General features: G+C 65.0%; 20 protein-coding genes. 11 read left to right on the top strand and 9 right to left on the bottom strand.

The genetic code is table 11. The features are described from left to right. Positions 1-80: 80 nt before the first annotated feature. Together OKW37_RS04275 and OKW37_RS04270 are read left to right on the top strand one after the other, a co-directional pair. The gene (locus OKW37_RS04275) at positions 81-1,016 is read left to right on the top strand and encodes a GlxA family transcriptional regulator (RefSeq protein ID WP_429407899.1); all 936 of its coding nucleotides are present in this window, start codon (positions 81-83) and stop codon (positions 1,014-1,016) included. 100 nt (positions 1,017-1,116) lie between these two features. Beyond that, positions 1,117-1,542 carry an HIT family protein gene (locus OKW37_RS04270; RefSeq protein WP_090805510.1) on the top strand — a complete coding sequence of 142 codons (426 nt, stop codon included), beginning with the start codon at positions 1,117-1,119 and terminating at the stop codon, positions 1,540-1,542. 203 nt (positions 1,543-1,745) lie between these two features. On the opposite strand, the gene OKW37_RS04265 is transcribed toward OKW37_RS04270, so the two are convergent. Then, a complete protein-coding gene (locus tag OKW37_RS04265) occupies positions 1,746-1,925 on the bottom strand; it encodes a hypothetical protein (RefSeq protein WP_090805511.1) in 180 nt (59 codons plus the stop codon). Positions 1,926-2,547: 622 nt separating this feature from the next. Here OKW37_RS04265 and sap1 point away from each other — a divergent pair. After that, positions 2,548-2,886: a surface attachment protein Sap1 gene (sap1, locus tag OKW37_RS04260; RefSeq protein WP_018418921.1), complete on the top strand. Its 339-nt coding sequence runs from the start codon at positions 2,548-2,550 to the stop codon at positions 2,884-2,886. Between the two features lie 252 nt (positions 2,887-3,138). Here sap1 and araH read toward each other — a convergent pair whose 3' ends face one another. From araH to OKW37_RS04240, 4 genes are all read right to left on the bottom strand, one after another. Next, positions 3,139-4,143, bottom strand: coding sequence for an L-arabinose ABC transporter permease AraH (araH, locus tag OKW37_RS04255; protein WP_184060966.1), 1,005 nt, complete (start codon positions 4,141-4,143; stop codon positions 3,139-3,141). A 74-nt stretch (positions 4,144-4,217) separates the two neighbouring features. Then, complete coding sequence (araG, locus tag OKW37_RS04250) at positions 4,218-5,777, bottom strand: L-arabinose ABC transporter ATP-binding protein AraG (RefSeq protein ID WP_184060967.1); 1,560 nt, start codon at positions 5,775-5,777, stop codon at positions 4,218-4,220. 92 nt (positions 5,778-5,869) lie between these two features. Continuing rightward, a complete protein-coding gene (locus OKW37_RS04245; protein ID WP_187615161.1) occupies positions 5,870-6,874 on the bottom strand; it encodes an arabinose ABC transporter substrate-binding protein in 1,005 nt (334 codons plus the stop codon). 160 nt (positions 6,875-7,034) lie between these two features. Next, on the bottom strand, positions 7,035-8,483 hold the full coding sequence (locus OKW37_RS04240; protein ID WP_429407902.1) for an aldehyde dehydrogenase family protein: 1,449 nt from the start codon (positions 8,481-8,483) through the stop codon (positions 7,035-7,037). A gap of 172 nt (positions 8,484-8,655) precedes the next feature. Here OKW37_RS04240 and OKW37_RS04235 point away from each other — a divergent pair, with 172 nt between their 5' ends. Then, complete coding sequence (locus OKW37_RS04235) at positions 8,656-9,633, top strand: LysR family transcriptional regulator (RefSeq protein WP_429356371.1); 978 nt, start codon at positions 8,656-8,658, stop codon at positions 9,631-9,633. A 142-nt stretch (positions 9,634-9,775) separates the two neighbouring features. After that, positions 9,776-10,330: a YaeQ family protein gene (locus OKW37_RS04230; RefSeq protein WP_184061040.1), complete on the top strand. Its 555-nt coding sequence runs from the start codon at positions 9,776-9,778 to the stop codon at positions 10,328-10,330. Positions 10,331-10,374: 44 nt separating this feature from the next. Here OKW37_RS04230 and OKW37_RS04225 read toward each other — a convergent pair whose 3' ends face one another. Beyond that, positions 10,375-10,800, bottom strand: coding sequence for a VOC family protein (locus tag OKW37_RS04225; RefSeq protein WP_184060970.1), 426 nt, complete (start codon positions 10,798-10,800; stop codon positions 10,375-10,377). 493 nt (positions 10,801-11,293) lie between these two features. Here OKW37_RS04225 and ada point away from each other — a divergent pair, with 493 nt between their 5' ends. The 4 genes from ada (at position 11,294) to OKW37_RS04205 (ending at position 15,940) form a co-directional block, all read left to right on the top strand. Then, on the top strand, positions 11,294-12,454 hold the full coding sequence (gene ada / locus OKW37_RS04220) for a bifunctional DNA-binding transcriptional regulator/O6-methylguanine-DNA methyltransferase Ada (RefSeq protein ID WP_429408493.1): 1,161 nt from the start codon (positions 11,294-11,296) through the stop codon (positions 12,452-12,454). Next, entirely contained in the window at positions 12,451-13,371 is a 921-nt protein-coding gene (locus OKW37_RS04215; protein WP_429407904.1) for a DNA-3-methyladenine glycosylase family protein, read from the top strand. Before ada ends, OKW37_RS04215 begins: the two co-directional genes overlap by 4 nt. 213 nt (positions 13,372-13,584) lie before the next feature. Further along, positions 13,585-15,201: a glutamate--cysteine ligase gene (gshA, locus tag OKW37_RS04210; RefSeq protein WP_429407906.1), complete on the top strand. Its 1,617-nt coding sequence runs from the start codon at positions 13,585-13,587 to the stop codon at positions 15,199-15,201. Between the two features lie 223 nt (positions 15,202-15,424). Continuing rightward, positions 15,425-15,940, top strand: coding sequence for a hypothetical protein (locus OKW37_RS04205; protein WP_184060973.1), 516 nt, complete (start codon positions 15,425-15,427; stop codon positions 15,938-15,940). 51 nt (positions 15,941-15,991) lie between these two features. Here OKW37_RS04205 and OKW37_RS04200 read toward each other — a convergent pair whose 3' ends face one another. Beyond that, complete coding sequence (locus OKW37_RS04200) at positions 15,992-17,554, bottom strand: DHA2 family efflux MFS transporter permease subunit (protein ID WP_429407908.1); 1,563 nt, start codon at positions 17,552-17,554, stop codon at positions 15,992-15,994. A gap of 211 nt (positions 17,555-17,765) precedes the next feature. Further along, the gene (locus OKW37_RS04195; RefSeq protein ID WP_429407910.1) at positions 17,766-18,272 is read right to left on the bottom strand and encodes a MarR family winged helix-turn-helix transcriptional regulator; all 507 of its coding nucleotides are present in this window, start codon (positions 18,270-18,272) and stop codon (positions 17,766-17,768) included. A 258-nt stretch (positions 18,273-18,530) separates the two neighbouring features. Here OKW37_RS04195 and OKW37_RS04190 point away from each other — a divergent pair, with 258 nt between their 5' ends. Beyond that, positions 18,531-18,929, top strand: a complete 399-nt coding sequence (locus OKW37_RS04190; protein ID WP_429407912.1) for a hypothetical protein — start codon at positions 18,531-18,533, stop codon at positions 18,927-18,929. Positions 18,930-19,208: 279 nt separating this feature from the next. Next, positions 19,209-20,813: an efflux transporter outer membrane subunit gene (locus OKW37_RS04185; protein WP_429407914.1), complete on the top strand. Its 1,605-nt coding sequence runs from the start codon at positions 19,209-19,211 to the stop codon at positions 20,811-20,813. 138 nt (positions 20,814-20,951) lie between these two features. Here the strand turns inward: OKW37_RS04185 and OKW37_RS04180 are convergent, their stop codons facing one another. Beyond that, a complete protein-coding gene (locus OKW37_RS04180; protein WP_187612253.1) occupies positions 20,952-21,731 on the bottom strand; it encodes a type II secretion system protein N in 780 nt (259 codons plus the stop codon). Between the last annotated feature and the right edge of the window lie 25 nt (positions 21,732-21,756).

The raw sequence follows: 21,756 nt of genomic DNA, 5'->3' as shown, positions 1-21,756 counted from the left end.
CGGCGGGGTTGACGAGCTGAGTTTAGGCGCGTACTGTTTTGTCTCAAATGTCGTATTTCCCTCGTTTCCGGACATCGCAAATGAAACGCATCGCCGTGGTGGTCTTTCCGGGCTTTCAGATCCTCGACATGGTCGCGGTATCGATTTTCGAACTCGCCAATCAGGACACCGGCGAGCCCGCGTACGACGTCGCGGTGATCTCCGAGCACGGCGGCATGGTGCGCAGCTCGGCGGGCGTCGAGGTCGCGACGCGCCCGTTCGACGATCCCGCCTACGACACGGTGATCGTCACCGGCGCGATGGAGATCGCGCCGTCGTCGCCGGGGCTGCTCGCGTTTCTGAACGACGCCCTCGCCGCCTCGCGCCGCACCGCGAGCATCTGCACCGGCGCGTTCGTGCTCGCCGAAGCGGGCATCCTCGACGGCCGCCACGCGACTACGCACTGGGCGCATGCGCGCGATTTGCAACGGCGCTTTCCGCGCGCGCGGGTCGACGAGGACCGCATCTTCATTGTCGACGGCTCGGTGTGGACGTCGGCCGGCATGACCGCGTGTATCGATCTGTGCCTCGCGCTCGTCGAGAACGACCTCGGCGTCGCGGTTTCGCGCGCGATCGCGAAGAAGCTCGTGGTCTATCACCGGCGCACCGGCGGGCAATCGCAGTACTCCGCGATGCTCGATCTCGAACCGAAATCCGATCGGATCCAGAACGCGCTGTCGTATGCGAAGAGTCATCTGCGCGAGCCGCTGACCGTCGAGCAGCTCGCCGACGTCGCGCATCTGAGCCCGCGCCAGTTCAGCCGCGCGTTTCGCGACGAGACGCGCCAGTCGCCGGCCCGCGCGATCGAGGCGCTGCGTGTCGAAGCGGCTCGCACGATGCTCGAAACCGGCCGTCATTCGATCGAAACCGTCGCAGCCGACACTGGCTTCATCGACCCCGAGCGGATGCGGCGCGCGTTTTTGCGCGCGTTCGGCCAGCCACCTCAAGCGATCCGGCGTGCCGCACGCGTGGCGTAAGCGTTCGGGTAGAGAATAGGAAAGCCGCGGTGCGAAGCTACGCAAAAAAGTATCCCGCTCGACCCGTGAATCGAACCCAGCCCAAATGAAAGGAAACGCGATGAGCTACAACGACAGCAACCCGTTCGCCAAAATCTTGCGCGGCGAACTACCATGCATCAAGGTGGCCGAAAACGACCAGGCGCTGGCTTTCATGGACTTGATGCCGCAGGCCGACGGCCATCTGCTCGTCGTGCCGAAGGAAGCGGTCGCGGAAATTTTCGATCTGTCGGATGCGGCGCTCGTCGCGTCGACGCGCATGGCGCAAAAGCTCGCGATCGCGGTGCGCGCGGCACTGCGTCCTGACGGCGTGTTCATCGGCCAGTTCAACGGCGCGGCGGCGGGACAGACAGTGCCGCACGTCCATTTCCACGTGATTCCGCGCTGGGAAGGCCAACCGCTGAAGCTGCATGCGCGCGAGGTCGCCGATCCGGACACGCTCGAAGCGCTCGCCAAACGGATTCGCGCGCACTGGCGCGCCCACTGAAGCGCGACGCGAGGCCTGCCGACGCAACGTCGCGCCCCGCATTACGGTCACGCCCGGTAACAACTGTAAAAGCCGTTGAAACCACCGATTAGCGTGTCGCGACTAGACTCCTATTGCCTTGTGTTCAAGGCATTGAGTGTGGATCTCTTTTTTCAGCCTGCCCCTGTGGCAGGCTTTTTTTCTTTGGGGACCGCTTCGCAATCTCAGAGCCGCTCGCGCGAACGGCGTAGCGGATGCCGCCAGTCGATGCGTCGGCGACGCGCTCGCAACGGCCGTCCGTCATGCAGGTCTCGATGCTCCTGCCACAGTTCGTCGGAAAAAAGAAACATGACGATCAGCAGCGGAACGACTAGAAAAATCCCGAGTATGACGTGCTCGTTCACGATAGCCTCCGGGTGCAGGAGATTCATTTTCATTGTAGAGCACCGCTTGTACCCGCATACCGGCTCGACGAAGATCCACCTGGATTCAGGCCGCACGCGAAGGGTACATCGCACTGCGATCGCGCCCCCTCGCCTGTCCATGCGGCTTTGCGCCGCGCGGCTTTTTTTCATGCGTTTTCGGCAATGGCGCGTTGCAAGCGTTTCACCAAGGCCCGTGAGAGACGGCTGGCACTGTTTATTTTCTACACTTGCCTCATTATTGCGCATCGCCGCTTTTGCCTGTGGAATGACTTTGTGTGCGACGCACAAACCCATTGATTAAATTGTATTAAATCGCTTAATTGACGCTACGCGTTTACGTGAATGCGCGCGCAAAGCTTTACCAGCTAAGGCATGTGCGAGAGTGGATTTTTAGTTATTCATTTCATTGCCATTCGGTCAGGCGTGTGCTCAAGCTTTAATCAGCTTCGACAGCAGGTGCGACAATTCGCCACTGTTGCGATCGCACACAAGATGTGCTTGTCGTTCTCATCGGTTCTCCTAGAGTGCGAGATGCGGGTCCACCGTTAAAGTTAAATACATAGCTAACCGAGATTTTTTTCGGCCCGCCCCGGAGGAACGAATGAAAACTCGAATTGCCGTTGTTTTCGCCATCGCGGGTTTGGCTGCCGCTAGCGTTCAGGCGCAAGACGTCGTGATCAAGCCGCAGCAAACGATCCAGTTCAAGGCCAATGCCTATGGCTGCGTATCGAAGGACAAGCTCGATGCCGCCGATCACCACGCGCAAGCCGGTGAACAGCAGCAGATGCAGGAATTCTTCTCCGGATATCAATGCGTGTCGACTCCGACCGACTCGAGTTTCCGCGTGGTGCGCGTGGTCGGCCACGACGTCGAGTTCGTGAATTCAGCCAATAGCGATACCGAGGGGCTCTGGGCGAACGACCGATTCATCAAGCAATAAGTACAACACCGGTATTCCGGCAAAAGCCGGAATACCGTCGCATGCGTATCCGCTGCGGCTTTAAAAGTCGCAGGCGTGAACGCGTGAGCTAAAAGAGACGGCTTGGGCATTCCGATGCCAAGCCGTTTTTTATTGCTTTTGATACTTGCCAGACTTCACCTGCAATAAAAAAGCCGATGCGGGTTTTATCGACCCGCATCGGCAGTACGCCTTCTCGCAAAGCGCAGGAAACCGGCCACGAGCAACGGCGCGTCAGTGCACGCGCTTGCTGCGGCGGAACTGGTCGAACAGAACCGCGAGCAGCAGGATGCCGCCGCGAATCAGGTACTGGTAGAACGTCGGTACGTTCAGCAGGCTCATGGCGTCCTGTACCGAGCCCATGATCAGCACGCCGACCAGCACGCCGGAGATCGTCGCGACACCGCCCGTCAGCGACACACCTCCGAGCACGCACGCGGAAATCACGCCGAGCTCGAGCCCGACCGACGTCTTCGGATCGCCGAGGCTCATGCGCGACGCGAGCATCACGCCCGCGAAGCCGGTCACGAGGCCTTGCAGCACGAACACGGTGATCTTGATCCGCGTGACGGGCAGCCCCGCGAGCACAGCCGCTTCGCTATTGCCGCCGACGGCCAGCACGTTCTTGCCGAACACGGTCTTTTTCAGCAGGAAGCCGAACAGAACGAAGCCGACGATGTTGCTCCAGATCGGATAAGAAATGCCGAGGAACGAGCCGCCGCCGAGGTCGAAGAAGCGCTCCTCGGAGATCATCACCGCGTCGCCGTTCGAGGTGATGTACGCGAGGCCGCGCACGACCTCCATCATCGCGAGCGTGACGATCAGCGAGTTGATCTTGTAGCGCGCGACCAGCGTGCCGTTGACGAGCCCGACCGCGCCGCCCGCGAGCACGCCGGCCGTGATGCCGACTAACACGCTGTGCGTCGCGGTGATCAGCACGGAAGCCACCACGCCCGAAAACGCGACGATCGACGCCACCGACAGGTCCACCTCGCCGAGCGCGAGCACGAACATCATCGTGACGGAGATCGAGCCGATCAGCGTGACCGACAGCAGCAGGCCCTGGATATTGCGCGTGCTCAGAAAGTCTGGGACCGTGAACGACAGCACCGCGAACAGGATGACGAACACCATCACGATGCCGGATTTGTTGATCAGGTCCCAGGTGCGCGCGGCGCGCGCGGCCAAGCCCACGGAGGCGACGGCGGGGGTCGAGGAATCGGTGGAAGGTGTATTCATGATGTCTGTTCCATTCAATGCCGTTTTCGTTGCGATATTCGGTAAGAGGTCTGGTGGCGCGATCCGTTGCGCGATCAGCGCGGCAATGCCAGCTTGATCAGCGCATCCGGCGTGGCCTGCGCCTTTGGCAGATCGCCGACGATGCGGCCTTCCTTCATCACGATCACGCGATCGGTCACGCCGATCACCTCGGCGAGATCGCTCGACACGACGATGACCGTGCGGCCCGCCTCGGCGAGCCCATACAGCAGCCCATAGATCTCGCTGCGCGCCCCGACGTCGATGCCGCGCGTCGGCTCGTCCATCAGGAACACGTCGATCTCTTCGGCGAGCCAGCGCGACAGGATCACCTTCTGCTGATTGCCGCCGGACAGCGTGCCGATCGGCGTGTCGCCGTTGCGCGTCTTGATCGCGAGCTTGCCGATGAACTCACGCGTGGTCTGCGCTTCCTTGCGGCCATTGAGCACGCTGAAGCGGCTGAAGTGACGGCGGCAGCTGATGTTCAGGTTGTCCGACACCGACGCGATCGACACGATGCCTTCCTGCTTGCGATCCTCGGGACACAGCGCGACACCGGCGCGCACCGCGTCGCGCGGCGTGGCGAACTGCACGCGCTTGCCCTTCAGCGCGACCTCGCCGGCGCTCGGCTTGACCGCGCCGTAGATCAGCTTCATCAGCTCGGAGCGGCCCGCGCCGACGAGCCCGAAGAAGCCGACGATCTCGCCCTTGCGCGCCGAAAACGAAGCCGGTTCGCGCAGGCCCGGTCCCATCAGGCCGTCGACCTGAAGCTGCACGTCGCCGTGCTCGCGCGCGCGATAGCCGTACACATCGGTGATCGAGCGCCCCACCATGCAGCTGATCAGCCGATCGCGATCGAGTCCCGCGCCGGCCTCGAAGGTGTCGATGCGGCGGCCGTCGCGAAACACGGTGACGCGATCGCACAGTTCGTAGACTTCATCCATCCGGTGCGTGACGTAGATGATCGCGCGGCCTTCGGCCTTCAGCGCGCGGATGATGCGGAACAGTTGCGTGGTTTCGCGCGACGACAGCGAGCTGGTCGGTTCGTCGAACGCGATCACGCGCGCGTCGCGCATCAGCGCCTTGCCGATTTCGATCATCTGCCGCTGACCGATCGACAGATGCTTGACCTGCTGCGACGGATCGAGCTTTTCGCCGAGCCGTTCGAGCTCGCGCATCGCACGCGCGACCAAAGCCTTTTCGTCCAGTACGCCGAAGCGATTCGGCAGGGCGCCGAGCATCAGATTCTCGGCGACCGTCAGCTCCGGCACCAGATGCAGTTCCTGATAGATGATCGCGATGCCCGCGGCGATCGCCGCCTTGGTCGTCGCGAACTGCTGCTCGACGCCGTCGAGCGACAACGTGCCCGAGACAGGATGATTGACGCCGGACAGCACCTTCAGCAGCGTCGATTTGCCGGCGCCGTTTTCGCCCATCAGGCCGTGCACCTCGCCGCGGCGCACTTCCAGCGAGACCTGGTCGAGCGCGAGCACGCCCGGAAAGCGCACGGTGATGCCGTCGAGCCGGAGATAGGGGGCGTCGGATGCGGGCGTCGATGCAGGCGAGGGCGTGCGCACCGCCTCGCTGGCATGAGACCCGGTGAATAAGGACGTCATCGAAAAACCTCGAACGGATGAAAGCTGAGCGGGCCGCGCTCGCGCTAAACGCGAGGCACGAGGCGGCCCGCCGTCTGCTGCGAGAACCTCGCTTAAATACCCAGTTCCTTGCGCACGTCCAGCCAGTTGCCGCGCACCATCAGCTTGCCGGTGGTCTGCGTGTCGGCGGGCGGCTGCTTGCCGTCCTTGATCCACTCGATAAGGTTCTCGGTGCTTTCCTTGCCGTGGTTCGTCGAGCTGACCGCGATCGTGCCGTAGAAGCCCGTCGGTTCCTTCTTCTGGAACTCGGCGAACGCCTCGCCCGCGCCGTTGATGCCGACGCCGATCACGTCCGCGGCCGGAATATGCAGCTGTTCGGTCGCGCGCACGCCGCCGAGCACGCTTTCCTCGTTGAGCGCGAAGATCACCCACTTCTTGATGTTCGGATGCTGCGCGAGCACCGGCGATACCGCGTTGAAGCCGCCTTCGTCGTCGGTGGTTTTCTGCGGCGCGTCGAAGACGTTTTCCTTCTTGAAGCCGCCGGCGAGCAGCGACTGCGTCGCGCCGTCGGTGCGCAGCTTCGCGGTCGGCAGCTCATAGTCCGTGATACGCAGCGCGCCGACTTCCTCAGGCTTCCAGCCACGGCGCTTCATTTCGTCGGTGATCGCCTGGCCCACCTGGTTGCCGATCTTGAAGGCCGACATGCCGAGGTGCGGCACGTTCGCCAGCGGCTTGCCGGTTGAATCGACCAGCTGGTCGTCGACGGTCACGAACTTCATGTTGTAGCGCTTCGCGCGCGCCTGAATCGCCGGTCCGAGACGCACGTCGGGCGCGCAGATCACGAAGCCCTTCGCGCCTTGCGCGCCGAGGTTGTCGATCGCGGCCAGCACTTTTTCGCCATCGGGCGTGCCGATGTTGACGACCGAGAAGCCGTCCTTCTTGCCGAGCGCGCTCGCGGCTTTCTGTTCGTTGATGAACCACGCCTGTTCGGGCATCTTCACGAGGAAGCCGACTTTGAGCGGCTCATCCGCGTGGGCGGACAGTTGTGCGGCGAACGGGGCGGCGAGGGCGGCGGCGGCCATCGCGGTCAGGGTCAAACGGCGAAGCTTGCTGGTCATCTACTGTCTCCTGAGGGTGAAAAGCTGCATTGATGTCGTGTAGTTGCAGCGGGGTAACGCGGGCGGCGTCAGCCGTCGCGCGAATCGGGGCGGATCTGTGCGCGGCACGCCGGGCGGTTCGCGCAAGTCGCGGTGAAAACTGTGGCGTGGCTCATTGCTTCTAGCTCGCCAGGTACGCCGTTTTCACGGCGGTCCAGAACGCGGCATCGCTCGCGCCATAGGCCGACGCCTTGCGCCCGCCGCCGGGTCCATGATGCTCGACGGTCGTGGTCGGCAGATTGATCGTGACGAGACCGCTCTGCACGTGGCGGCGAAAATGCCGCGCGCGTTCGAGCGAGCGCGTACAGATGCCGGCGCACAGTCCGTAGGCGGTGTCGTTCGCGAGATGTAGCGCGTGTTCGTAATCGTCCGCGCGCAGCACGACCGCGAGCGGCCCGAAAATCTCTTCACGCGCGATCCGATGCTCCGATTCGCCGATAAACAGCGCCGGCTCGAAAAAATAGCCGCGCGTCGCGCGCTCCAGTCGCCGCCCGCCGCGCAGCAACTGCGCGCCTTCCTGCTCGCCGACGCGCACGTAGTCGAGATTGCGTTCGAGCTGCGCGGCGTTCGCCACCGGGCCGATATCGGTGCCGTGCTTCAACGCGTGATCGACGGTGAGTTTCGCGAGCTTTGCCTGCAACGCGTCGACGAACGGCGCGAACACCGCGCGTTCGACGATCAGCCGCGCGGCAGCCGTGCTGCGCTGGCCGGTCGCGCTGAAGGCACCGCTGAGCGCCGCGTCGACCGCGCCGTCGAGATCGGCGTCGGCCAGCACGACGAACGGATTCTTGCCACCCATCTCGAGCTGCACGCGCGCCTGGCGCGTCGCGGCGGCCTGCAGCACGCGCGTGCCGGTGTCGGACGAACCGGTGAAGCTGATCGCCGCGACGAGCGGATGCGCGACGATGCGCGCGCCGACCTTGCGCCCGCTGCCCATCACGAGGTTGAACACGCCGGCCGGCAAGCCCGCGCGACTGACGATCGACGCGAGCGCCGCCGCGCAGGCCGGCGCCGATTCGGCCGGCTTGTAGACGACGCAGTTGCCGTGCGCGAGCGCGGCGCCGATCTTCGCCGCGGCGATCGCGAGCGGCGCGCTCCAAGGCGCGATGATGCCGACCACCCCGAGCGGCTCGCGCGTCACGTCGATTTCGACGCCGGCACGCGCCGACGCGTGCGGCTCGACGAACGCGCGCAGCGCCTCGGCCGCGAATAGCTTGAACAGTTGCCCTGCGCGCGTCGCTTCGGCGAGCGCCTCGGGCAGCACCTTGCCGACTTCACGCGCGAGCAGCCGGGCCAGTTCCTCGCGGCGCGCGAGCATTTCGCTGCCGATCGCGTCGAGCGCGTCGGCGCGGCGCTGTGCGGAGGCGAGCGACCAGTCGCGAAACGCCGCGTGCGCAGCCTCGATCGCGCTGTCGGTCTGCCGCACGTCCGCGCGCACGTATTCGCCGACCGGCTCGTCGAGATCCGACGGATTGAGCGACACGCCCGTGGTCGCGCCAGTCTCCCATCCGCCATTGATGTAATGGCGAACCGGGCTGGCAACGAGGGGGACGAGCGGATCGCGGTTCATCGGCGAAAAAAGGCGCACCGTAAGTTCACAAAAGTCCACGAATGGTATGAGCCGGCCCAATAACTTTCCAATCCCTTTTTAGGCTTCTCCGATATCAGTTTCGGTATGGCATCATGGAGCTTCAGAGGAAGAACGTACAAAAATCGCTCGTAAAGACCCAGGAGACCCTGCGATGACGCGTAGCTATTCGAACTGGTTCGTGCGCGCTCGGCTGAAGACGCGCCAGTTGCTGCTGCTTGCCGCGATGGAGGAGGAGGGCAACGTGCGCCGCGCGGCCGACGTGCTCGGCATGACGCAGCCGGCCGCGTCGCGCCTGTTGAAAGAGCTCGAGGACATGCTCGGCGTGAGCCTGTTCGACCGCACGCCGCACGGTATGCACGCGACGCTGTACGGCGAGGTGATGATCCGCCACGCGCGCATGGTGCTGTCGAACCTGAGCCAGGCGCACGACGAAATCTCGGCGCTGCGCGCGGGGCTCGCGGGTCAGGTGCGTATCGGCGTGATCGCCGCGGCGGCCGCGACGATGGTGCCGCGCGCGATCGCGAGCGTGAAGGCGCGTTATCCGCAGTTGCAGATCTGGACCGAGGTCGAGACCTCCGACGTGATGCTGCCGCGGCTCGCCGAAGGCGATCTCGACATCATGATCGGCCGCGTGCTCGAAAGGCAGAACCAGTTCAAGACCGACGTGCGCTACGAACCGCTCGCCGACGAACCGCTGTGCGTGGTCGCGCGTCCCGGCCATCCGCTCGAAAATGAAACGGGATTGACGCTGCGAGGCATCGTCAACGCGAGCTGGGTGCTGCATCCGCCGGGCAGCGTGCTGCGCCATCGCTTCGACCTGATGTTTTCGCAGATCGGCCTGAATCCGCCGCAGAACGTCGTCAATACGAACAACTTCCTCGCGATTTCGAGCCTGCTGCTGCAAAGCGACATGTTGGCGGTTTTGCCCGATGAAGTGGCGCGCCAGTACCAACAGTACGGGGTATTGAAGCGCGTACCGATCGATTTGCCTTGCAGGATGGATACATTCGGTATCATCACGCGCCAGTCGCATCTGTTGTCGCCGGCGGCCGCCGTCGTGCTCGACGCGCTGCGAGATGCGGCTCGCGACGTGTACGGCACGGCCACGGAACCCGCGGTGGCCCGGTAAATGCTTCCTTCTGTGTCATAGGCACCTGCTGACGGCGCGGGAGGAACATACGATGTACAGCAAACACAAGAAACGGCAACGCGCCGTCGACGATTCATTTTCGCTGCGCTCCGGTGGAGCGAGCGCCTGGTTTAGCAACGGCATGGCTCTCAAATCGACGATATACAAGGCGGAACTGCAGATCGCTGACATGGACCGGCACTATTACGCCGACCATTCGCTGACGATCGCCCGTCACCCCTCCGAAACCGACGAACGGATGATGGTCCGCGTCGCCGCGTTCGCGCTGTTCGCGCAGGAACGGCTGGAGTTCTGCAAAGGTTTGTCGGATGTCGACGAACCGGATCTGTGGGCGAAGGATCTGACCGGCGCGATCGACACGTGGATCGAGGTCGGCCAGCCCGAGGAGCGCCGCATCGCCAAGGCGAGCGGGCGGGCGAATCACGTGGTCGTGATCGCGTATGGCGGGCGTACTTCGGAAATCTGGTGGCAGGGCGTGCGCAACAAGGTCGAGCGCCTGCGCAACGTGACGGTCTGGACGCTCGGCGAAGACGTCGCGGCATCGCTCGGCTCGCTTGCCGAACGCACGATGCGGCTGCAATGCACGGTGCAGGACGGCGAAGCATGGCTCGGCAGCGCCGAAGCCGATGCGGTGAAGATCGACTGGACCGTACTGAAGGCCCCCGCCGATGCGTGACGGCTCAGGTCTGAACCAGTTTTTGCGCCGCTTCGTTCTCGCATTCAGAGCGACGTGACCCGCGCCGCTTCCGGCGGCCCCTTCAGCTCGACCATATTGCCCTCCGGGTCGAACAGATACAGCGACGGCCCGAATCCGTCCGCGCCATAACGCACTCCCTGTTCGCCGAGCCGCGCGCCATGCGCGCTCAAATGCGCCTTCAGCGCGTCGGCGTCGAACGACTCGACGCGCAGACACAGGTGGTCCATGTTGCGCCCCGTGCCCGCCGCGCCGTTTTCCGCGCGATCGAGCTTCGCGCCGACCTGCAGCAGATCGATCAGCGATCGGCCCGCGCGCAGTTGCGTGAGGCCGAGTTCGCGCTGCTCCTTTTCAACACTGCAACCGAGTACGTCGCAGTAAAAGCGCGCGAGGGTTTCGACCTGCGTCGCCCGGATCACGACGTGGTCGATCTCGCGAATGTGGATTTTCATGTCGAACGCCCTTTCGCTAGTTCGGAGAACCGATTAGGAAGTGTAGGAGAAAGGAAAGGGCGGGGTGGATCGGCGGGAAGTCGTGGGCGAACCGGACCAAATGCGGACCAGGGGCGGACAGAAAACGCAGGCAAAAAAAAGCCCGCTCAAGTAGAGCGGGCTGAATCCATATCAGGAGGAGACATGGAGGAGACAGGTACTAATATACACATCGGCTTGGTGCGACGCAATAACTTTTTAAGGGAAAACCCGATATCGTGCGAAATTGCCGCAGTTTGAGGCAAAACGTCCGGCCACAGGGCATTCCAAGGCGCTTCGGATTGCGATTTGCCGGGTTTGACCCCACTACGGGTACGGACAAGCGCGTCCGAATGACAGAGCAAGATCCGGCGCGTACTGTGTAGCGTTCGGGCCTAGATTGATGAGCATCGACACTGCCTGCCCATCCGGGCCCCAGGACATCATGAACGCCACCACTCGCCATTCCGTCCCCATGCGCACCGCCGCCGACCTCGACGCCACCCAGTGGCGCACCGACGACGAACGCTGGGACGCCGTCACCCACCGCGACCGCGATGCCGACGGCGCATTCTTCTACGCGGTCAGGACGACCGGCGTGTTCTGCCGGCCGTCGTGCGCGTCGCGCCAGCCGCGCCGCGAAAACGTCGCTTTCTTCACCGATGCCGCCGCCGCGCGCGCCGCGGGCTTTCGCGATTGCAAGCGCTGCCAGCCCGGCGGTCTGCCGCGCGAGCTCGACATCGTCGCCAGGGCGTGCGCCGCGCTCGACGCCGATCCGCAGCAGCGCCTCACGCTCGCGCAACTGAGCGATGCCGTGCACGTGAGCCCGTTCCATTTGCAGCGCCTGTTCAAGCGCGTGGTCGGCGTCTCGCCGCGTCAATACCAGGCCGCGCAACGCGGCGCCGCGTTGCGCGATGCGCTGCAGGGCGGCGCCGACGTCACGCGCGCGACGCTCGACGCCGGTTTCGGCTCGCCGTCGCGAATGTACGACAGCGCGCCGGCCGAACTCGGCATGGCGCCGTCCGCGTATCGCCGCAAGGGCGCGGGCCTGACGGTGCGCTATGCGAGCGCGCCGACCTCGCTCGGCTTCGTGCTGGTCGCCGCGACTGACAAGGGCATCTGCAAGATCGGTTTCGGCGACGACACCGCGCTGCTGATCGACGAATTGCGCGGCGAGTTCGCGAATGCCGAGCTGCGCGAAGACGCCGGCCGGCTCGCGCCGTTCATCGCACAGATCGACGCGTATCTGCGCGGCACGCGCCAGGACTTCGAGTTGCCGCTCGATATCGCGTCGACCGCATTCAAGCAGCGCGTGTGGGATGCGCTGCGGCGAATCCCGTACGGCGAGACACGCAGCTATTCGCAGATCGCCGAGGCGGTCGGCTCGCCGCGGGCGGTGCGCGCCGTCGCGAGCGCATGCGCGACCAACCCGGTCGCGCTCGCGATTCCTTGCCATCGCGTCGTGCAGAAGGGCGGGGCGCTCGCCGGCTATCGCTGGGGGCTGCCGCGCAAGGCCGCGTTGCTCGACAATGAGGCGCAGCACGCAGGCGGCGTTTCAGCCAGCGACGCGCCCCGCCGCGACGCAAGCCGCACAGATGCCGACTCCCACAACTCCCAACTGGATCACGCCGCTTGAGCACGCTTCACGAGGTTGCAACTCTCGAATTGCCGTTCAAGGCACCGTTCGACTGGCCGCGGCTGCTGCGCTTTTTCAGCGGCCGCGCGACGCCTGGCGTCGAAGCCGTCGAGGACGGCGCGTATCGTCGCGCGATCGACTGGAACGGCGACGGCGGCACACTCAGCGTGCGGCTGCATCCGCGCAAGCGCTGCATCGTCGCGAGCATCGAAGGGCCGGCGAGCCGCCACGCCGATGCACTCGCCGCGCCAATCGCAAGAATGTTCGATCTGTGCGCCGATCCAAAGAAGATCGCCGCCGGACTCGCGGCGGACCCGTGGCTCGCGCCGCTCGTCGCCGCGGTGCCCGGCCTGCGCGTGCCGGGCGCGTGGTCCGGCTTCGAACTGGTGGTGCGCGCGATCGTCGGTCAGCAGGTCAGCGTGAAGGCCGCGACGACCATCATCGGACGGCTCGTGCAGCGAGCGGGCGAACGCATCGACGGGCATCCGCACGAAAACACCGCGTGGCGTTTTCCGACGCCGGCCGCGCTCGCCGAAGTCGATCTCGCGCAGATCGGCATGCCGGGCAAACGCGTCGCCGCGTTGCAGGGCTTCGCGCGTGCGGTCGCGAGCGGCGACGTGCCGCTCGACAGCAGCGACACCGTCGACGCCGCGAGCCTGCGTGCCGCATTGCTCGCGCTCGCGGGCATCGGCCCATGGACCGTCGAATACGTCGCGATGCGTGCATGGCGCGATCCCGATGCATGGCCCGAGGCGGATCTCGTGCTGATGCAATCGATCTGCGCGCGCGATCCTTCGCTCGTACGGCCCGCGCAGCAGCGCGGCCGCACCGACGCGTGGCGGCCGTATCGCGCGTATGCCGCGATGCATCTGTGGAACGAGGTGGCGGATCGGGCGGGCGGTGCGCGCGGGGGATGAGCTGAGCGTCGTCGCGACGTGCCGATGCCGATGGCGTAGTTCAGCGCGACCTCGACGTGCCCGCTGAAACTCCGCCGAAGTGGCCGCAAGCAGCGGTTCTGGCGAGATGTTAAAGTGCCCGCTACTGAAAATTCCGCCGAACGTTGTCAGCCGCTATACCGTCTGTGAATCGTCTGGCGATACACGGCGACCGGCAACGCCCAACTTGCATCAATGCCAAACACCACACCTTCCTGCACGACCGACGCGCTTTCGCACCGCCTGTCCGTGCTCGACTCGAGCCCGCAGCGCGATGTGCTGATACGCGGCCTGCGCGGCATCGAAAGGGAAAGCCTGCGCGTGACGCGCAACGGCCAGCTCGCGATGACGCCGCATCCGCGCGCGCTCGGCTCGGCGCTCACCCACCCGTCGCTGACGACCGACTACTCCGAGGCGCTGCTCGAGCTGATCACGCCGGCTGAGCAGGACGCCGCCGAAACCCTCGCGCAACTCGACGTGCTGCATCGTTTCGTCTACGCGGAGCTCGGCGACGAGATCCTGTGGAACAACTCGATGCCGGGACTGTTGCCCGCCACCGACGATGGCATTCCGATCGCGCACTACGGCACCTCGAACATCGGCAAGCTGAAGTACGTGTACCGCGTCGGCCTCGCGCTGCGCTATGGCCGCACGATGCAGTGCATCGCGGGCATCCACTACAACTATTCGCTGAGCGAAGACGTGTGGCGCCTGCTGCACGCCGATCAGCAATCCACCGCGAACGCCGTCGACTTCCAGTCCGCCCGCTATCTCGCGCTGATCCGCAATTTCCGCCGCACGAACTGGCTGCTGATGTATCTGTTCGGCGCGTCGCCGGCGCTCGATCGGCGCTTTCTCCGCGATCGCAAACACACGCTCGAGACGTTCGACGCCGACACGCTGTACCGCCCGTACGCGACCAGCCTGCGCATGAGCGATCTCGGCTATTCGAACACGACCGCGCAAGCCGCGCTGCACGCCGACTACGACACGCTGCCCGGCTATCTCGACGCGCTCGCGAAAGCCGTGAGCCAGCCGTATCCCGCCTACGAGCAGATCGGCACGCAACGCGACGGCGAGTGGGTGCAGATCAACACCAACGTGCTGCAGATCGAAAACGAGTTCTATTCGACGATCCGTCCGAAGCGCGTCACGTATCCGGGTGAGCGGCCGTTGCATGCGCTCGCCGCGCGCGGCGTGCAATACGTCGAAGTGCGTTGCATGGACATCGATCCGTTCGAGCCGGCCGGCATTTCGCTCGAAACGTCGCGCTTTCTCGACGCGTACCTGCTCGTGTGCGCGCTCGACGACAGCGCGCCCCTGCCTCCGCCCGCGTACACCGAAGCGAACCAGAACTTCGGCCGCGTGACGATGGAAGGCCGCAAGCCAGGCCTCGAACTGGTTCGCGACGGCAAGCCGGTCGCGATGATCGACTGGGCCGACGAACTGCTCGTGAAAATCGACGCCGCGGCGGCCGTGCTCGACAGCCTGAAGGGCGGCGACGAACACGCGCGCGCGGTCGCCGCGCAACGCGCGAAGCTCGCGGACGTGTCGCTGACGCCATCGGCGCGCGTGCTGCAAACGATGCGCGACCAGCAGCAAAGCTTCCTCGCGTTCGGCCTCGCGCAAAGCGAAGCGCACGCCGCGTACTTCCGTGCGCGTCCGCTCGATGCCGCGCAGTCCAAGGCGTTTGCCGACCTCGCGGTGCGATCGCTCGACGAACAGGCGAAGCTCGAACGCGACGAGGTTGGTTCGTTCGATGCGTTCGTCGCTGCGTATCGGGCCTATACGCTCAATCGCTTCAGCGTCTGAGCGTTCGGACCACAGCATCCCGGAAGTGCTTCAAGCGGCCCACGTGGCCGCTTTTTCTTTGCCCCGAGTAACGCGCAGGTAACCTCTACGGATTGCGCTCTTCGGGCGTCCGCGGAATCGGCAAATACTCCGCGCGACGTCGCGATTCTCCGATCTGGGTGAAACACCGCTTCGATGGGGTAGTCCAAAATCTTATGACATGCTCCACAGGGGAGGTATCGACGTGAAGAACAAAGCTCTGTTGGCCGCGCTGTGTCTCTTGGCGACGACGGCATGCTCGACCCAGGGTCAGGTCGATCCCGATGTCATGCAGATCGCGACCAGGCCGTTGACGTGTTCGAACAAGGCCGAATGCGACCTCTGGTGGCAACGGGCGCAAACGTGGGTCGCGAGTCATTCGAAATACAAGATCGAGACCGCTAACGACTCACTGATCCAGACCGCCGGCCCGGACGGCGGCAAGCGCGCGCTCGCGTTTGAGATCACGCGCGCCGCGGGTCCCGATGGCACCACCACGATCGGCTTTTCGGCGCATTGCGACAGCTCGCTCGGCTGCAAGCCGAATCCGTGGGAAGCCGGTGCGGATTTCAAGCAGTATGTGAGAGGCACCACGGGCACAGCCGCCAGCGCGCCGCAAGGCAGCGCGACGCCATCGCAGAACGCGCCCGATGCGACGCATCCGGAGACGACGCCCCGTAACACGACCAGGCTGCCGAATGGCGAGGCGATGTCGCAATAGATCGAGCGGTGGCCGCAGCGGCGATGCGTTCGCCGCTGCCGCGCGTTTGCTTCAGTGTCCTAATGAAGGCCCGGCGCCTTTGCGCGGCTTCGTGATCCACACGAGCACCGCCAGCACGATAAACGCCGCGCCCGAGATGCGGAAGAAGTCGTTGGTGGCCATCATGTACGCCTGACTCGTCACCACCTGGTTCAGCTGCGCGGTCAGGCTGTCGCCGGAGAGCCCGACGCCCGCCAGCGCATTCGTATAGGCGTTGGTGTTCGCCGAATACGTGCTGACCGTATCTGCAAGCATCGCGTGGTGATAGATCGTGTCGTTTTCCCAGAACGTCGTGCTGATCGCGGTGCCGATCGCGCCCGACAACGTGCGGAAAAAGTTCGACAAACCCGACGCGCTTGCAAGACGCTCGTCGGACACGCTCGACAGCGTGATCGTCGTCATCGGCACGAAGAAGCAGGCGACGCCGATCCCCTGCACGAGCCGCGGCAGGATCACGTGGCCGAACGGTACGTCGAGCGTGAACGTCGAGTTCCAGATCGATACGATCGCGAACACGATGAACGCGAAGCTCGCGACCATGCGCAGATTCAGCCGATGCATGTTCTTGCCGATCATCGGCGACAGAAACAGCGCGAGCAATCCGACCGGTGCCGTGGCGAGACCCGCGAGGCCGGCCGTATAGCCCATCACCGTTTGCAGCCATAGCGGGAAGATCACCACCGAGCCGAAGAACGCCATGAAGCCGAACGAGACGATCACGACGCCGAGCGCGAAGTTGCGATCCTTGAACAGCGACAGGTCGACGATCGGCTCCTTCTCGGTCAACTCCCACACGAGCAGGAACGCGATCGACACGAGCGCGATCACGGCGAGCGCCACGATGAACGTCGAGTTGAACCAGTCGCGGTCCTTGCCGAGGTCGAGCATCATCTGCAGACACGACACGCCGGTCACGAGCAGCACGAGGCCCACCGCGTCGATGCGCTGGCGCGTCGTCTGCGTCTCGCGGCCACGCAGCAGCAGATACGCGCAGAACGCCGAGAACAGGCCGATCGGCACGTTGATGTAGAAGATCCACGGCCACGTGAAGTTATCGGTGATGTAGCCGCCCATCACCGGGCCGAAGATCGGCGCGCAGATCACGGTCATCGCCCATAAGCCGAGCGCGAGTCCACGTTTGGCGGGCGGGTAGGAGCGCATCAGGATCGTCTGCGACAGCGGCACCATCGGCCCGGACACGAGCCCTTGCACGAGCCGGAATGCGATCAGCGATTCGAAGTTGTGCGCGAAACCGCAGGCCGCCGACGCGATCGTGAACAGCAGCACGGACAGCGTGAAGAGTCGTACCTCGCCGACGCGTCGCGCGAGCCAGCCGGTCAGCGGCACAGCGATCGCCGAGGCGACCGAGTACGACGAGATCACCCAGGTGCCCTGGCTTGCGGCGACGCCGAGGCTGCCGGAAATGGTCGGCACCGCGACGTTCGCGATCGAGGTGTCGAGCACCTCCATGAAGGTGCCGAGCGCAAGGCCGACGGTCAGCAGCGCGAGCGTGCCGCCCTGGAGCGGGGCGAGTTCTGATGCGGGCAGCGTGGCGTTGGAAGCCGTGGCATCCATAGGTTTGTTCTCCTCAGGCGGCGAAAGCTTGTCGCGGCAGCCTTATCGGGTGTTTCAGATACGATGCTTGCATGCCGCATCACCCTCTGCCCAGACAGATATCTGATGACAATGACGCCTTGGAAAAGCGCCTCGTGATTGTCCTGCTAGTACTTCGTGATGACGCGCCGCCGCCATCCGACGACGACCGTTGTTTGACGCATGCTTCGGCTCATCCCGGCGGCTCGCCCGGCGGTGGCGCCGGTCCGCAACCCACGTCGGCGTCTGCCTCGGGACCGTTTGCGATGAAACGGGCGAGCAGGTGAATCAGCGTCGCGTGCTCCTCGGCGGTAAAGCCGCGCAACTGGTCGTTCAGCACAGTTGCGCCGAGGTTCGGCAACTGGCGCGCGGCCTCGTGGCCCTGCTGCGTCAGCTCAAGTTTCACCATGCGTCGGTCGTCGCTGCTGCGGGTGCGCACGACGAAGCCCTTCTTTTCCAGCCGGTCGAGCAGACGCGTCATCGAGCCGCTGTCGTACGACATCGCGCGCGACAGCTCGAATGGCGTGCTCGCGCGCCGCGACGACAGCATCAGAATCACGCCGATCTGCTGCGCGGTGAGCCCGAGCGGCTTGACCGCACGGTCCGTGCGCTCGACCAGCACGTTGCGCGCTTTCGTCAGGTAGTAGCCGAGACTGCTCGTGAGCTCGACCTCGTCCGCTTTGTAGGGGCCATCAGTCATGGGGTATCCGCAACATCCAGGCAAGACGAAGTTTAGCTGCCTAAGCAGACAAGTCAAATCGCATTTTGCGGTGCGCAACGAGGCCAACCGAAATACAACGATCGAATCAATTGCGCCGCACAGTATCTTGAAATTTGATTGCATAGTCAATATTATGACAAGCAATGAGTTTCGCGCGTCCTGCGCCATTCGAGACCATGTTCTGACCGATCGACCGCACGCCGCCCGCCTCGCGACGCGCGCCAAAGGATTTCCCCGATGCTGTACCTCAAAAACACGCTTGGCGGCCTCAGCCGCTCACTGACCGATTCCGCACTCCATACCTTCCAGGGCCGACACCGTTGGTGGAAGCTCGCGCTGTTTGCGGGACTGTTCGTGCTGCCGGGTGGGTCGGTGGGTGTCGCGTTGCTCGCGTGGGCCGAGCATCGGAGGGGGACGAAGCGGGCGAGCAAAGGCAGCGTTGTGGGCGAGGAATCCAGCGAGATCGTGCTGCCGAAGGAAAGCTTCGTGATAAAGGCGGGAAACGTCGTCCCCGCGACGGCCAACAGCGGTAACGCTTGCCTCGCGCCTGGCGGTGCGTCGTGCCGGGCCTCCGCTGGCAAGCTCGCGTGTCAGCGTCAACGCCAGCAGACCCAATCCACGGAATCGCGGCTCTGAAGCTGCACCGATTCGCAGCGCGCTTTTCGGCACACAGTTTCGCTTCGTCTCGCCGTCTGAACCACCGCGAACCCGCAGCCCCTCGCGCCGCCGGTAACAACGCGTAACCAGCGCGTCACCGCAAGTAACACACCTGCGCACCGCCTCGCATTAACCTTTCGGCTTTCAGTTTCCCGCGCTCGCGCGGGCTCATACGCTAACATTCCGGCAGACCACGATCTCGCCCGGCCGGTGGCGCCATTCCCGGCCGCATTGCGGCGTCCAGAAGGAATTCATTGCATGCAGTCTGATCGAATGTCGCGGGCGCTTGCGCCGCGCGTCCTGTCCCTTGCCGTGAGCGCGGCCTGCGCGACGCTCCTGGCCGCCTGCGCGGTCGGTCCGAACTATCAGCGGCCGGCCACCGAGATCCCCGCGTCGTTCAAGGAAGCCGCGCCCGGCTGGAAAGTCGCCGAACCCGCCGATCAACACGACCGCGGCGACTGGTGGGCGATCTACGAAGACCCGAAGCTCAACGAACTCGAAGCCAAGCTCAACACCGCGAACCAGACCATCGCGCAATTCGCCGCGAGCTACCGGCAGGCGCGCGCGCTCGTCGGCGAAGCGCGGGCAGCGTACTTCCCGACGATCGGTGCGTCGGCGGGCGCGACGCGCTCGGGCAACGGCACGCAAACCAGTGGCAATGCGACTACGGCGACCAGTCGCGAGGGCATCACCAACAGCTTCAACGTGCAGATGACGGCGAGCTGGGAGCCCGACCTGTGGGGCTCGGTCACCCGCTCGGTCAACGCGCAGAAAGCCGGCCAGCAGGGCGCGGCCGCCGACCTCGCGAACGCGCGCCTGTCCGCCCAGGCCACGCTCGCGCAGACCTACTTCCTGCTGCGCGCGCTCGACTCCACGCAGAAGCTGCTCGACGACACCGTGATCGCCTATCAGCGCTCGCTGCAACTCACGCAGAATCAGTACGCGGCCGGCGTCGCCGCGCGCTCGGACGTGATCCAGGCGCAAACGCAGCTGCAATCGGCGCAGGCCGCCGCGATCGACAACGGCATCCAGCGCGCGCAGGACGAGCACGCGATCGCGGTGCTGGTCGGCGTGCCCGCGTCGATGTTCTCCCTGCCGCCGATGCCGCTCACCGCGACGCCGCCCGCCGTGCCTGCGCAGATGCCCTCTGCGCTGCTCGAACGCAGGCCGGATATCGCATCGGCGGAACGCAAGGCCGCGGCGGCGAACGAGCAGATCGGCGTGGCGATCGCCGCCTTCTTCCCGTCGCTGACGCTGTCGGCGACCGGCGGCTTCGAGAACTCGGTGTTCTCGCAATTGTTGACGTTGCCGTCGCGCTTCTGGACGCTCGGCCCGCAACTGGCCGGGACGATCTTCGACGCCGGCCTGCGCAAAGCGCAAACCGAGGCCGCGCGTGCCACCTATGACGCGGATGTCGCGACCTATCGGCAGACGGTGCTCGCCGCGTTCCAGGACGTCGAGGACAACCTCGCGTCGCTGCGCATCCTCGAACAGGAAATCGTCGTGCAGCGGCAGGCGGTCGACTCGGCTCGCCAGGCGCTCGCCATCGTGACGAACGAGTACAAGGCGGGTACGGTCGGCTTCGTCAATGTGCTGACCGCGCAGACCACGGCTTTCACGGCCGAACAGAAACTCGAGAATATCGCCGGGCAGCGGATGGTGTCGTCGGTGGGGCTCGTGAAGGCGCTCGGCGGCGGCTGGGACGCGTCGCAGATGAATCGCGAGACCGGCGATGTCGCGGCGCCCGCGCCGCTGCCGGCATCGGCGCCGAGGGCTGCGGCCACGTCAGTCGGCGCGCCGTCCATCGCACAGAGCACCGCGTCGGGCACAGACGCGCTGCAAGCGCGGGTGCAGAGCAAATAATGTCCGCTGTGCTCGCCGCGCAGCAACGCCACGAAACAGAAGAGGCATGGTCGCAACTCGCGGCCATGCCTCTTTTTTCATCGCGCCACGCGCGCGAAACACGCGCCTCGGCACACATCAGCGCACGTCAGCCCCAACTCAGTGCACGAACGTCAGCGCCACCGTATCCGGCCCGCTAGGCCGGCCAAGCAGATTCAGCAGGCCGGCGAGGTTATCGTGCTGTTCCGGCGCGGCGCTCGCCGTGCCATGAAACGACGTCGATGCGGCCGACACCGTGCCGCTGCCGGTCAGCGTCAACGGACCCTTGATCGTGCTCAGATCGAGCGCCGACGACGTGCCCTGCGCCTGAAACCTGACCCGGTACGACCCGAGCGGCTTCACGAGCGACACCCGGGAGCTGACGTCGTCGAACATCATCGTCAGCTGGCCGAACGCTTCGCCGTTGAAACTGCGCCACTCGGACCACGACAACTGCACGTTGCCCTGCAGATCGAGCGTGTTGAATGGCGCGCCAAGCCCCGCGAGCAGCGACGCCGGCACCGCGAGCACGCCCGGCGTGACGGTTGCGCCGCGCGGCGTCGCTTCGACCGTGACCGGATCGGGCATCGCCTCGCTATGGCGCATGACCATGCGCACGCGTCCGGTGAAAAGCGGCCAGAACGACGTGCGCCATTCGATCCGACCAGGCAGCAGCGTCGCCGCGCTCATATCGGCGCCGGCGGCCAGCATCAGGGTCGCCGAGCCGTGCCACAGCGAGCCCTCGGCGTCGACGAGATTGACGTGCCCGTGCGTTTGCCGCGCGAACTGCGGCGTAATCCAGGCGGCCGGCAGTAACGCGAGCGTCACCGCCGCCACCGACAAAACGGCGACCACCAGCCACGGCAGCGCCGCACGCAGGCGCCACATCCAGTAATTCATGCGAGATCCTGTAGCGAGCGGCGCG

The sequence above is a fragment of the Paraburkholderia sp. MM5482-R2 genome, assembly GCF_050436125.1.
Classification (GTDB): Bacteria; Pseudomonadota; Gammaproteobacteria; order Burkholderiales; family Burkholderiaceae; genus Paraburkholderia; species Paraburkholderia tuberum.
Note: the sequence above shows the minus strand (reverse complement) of the source record. Positions and strands in the feature narration are given on the sequence as shown.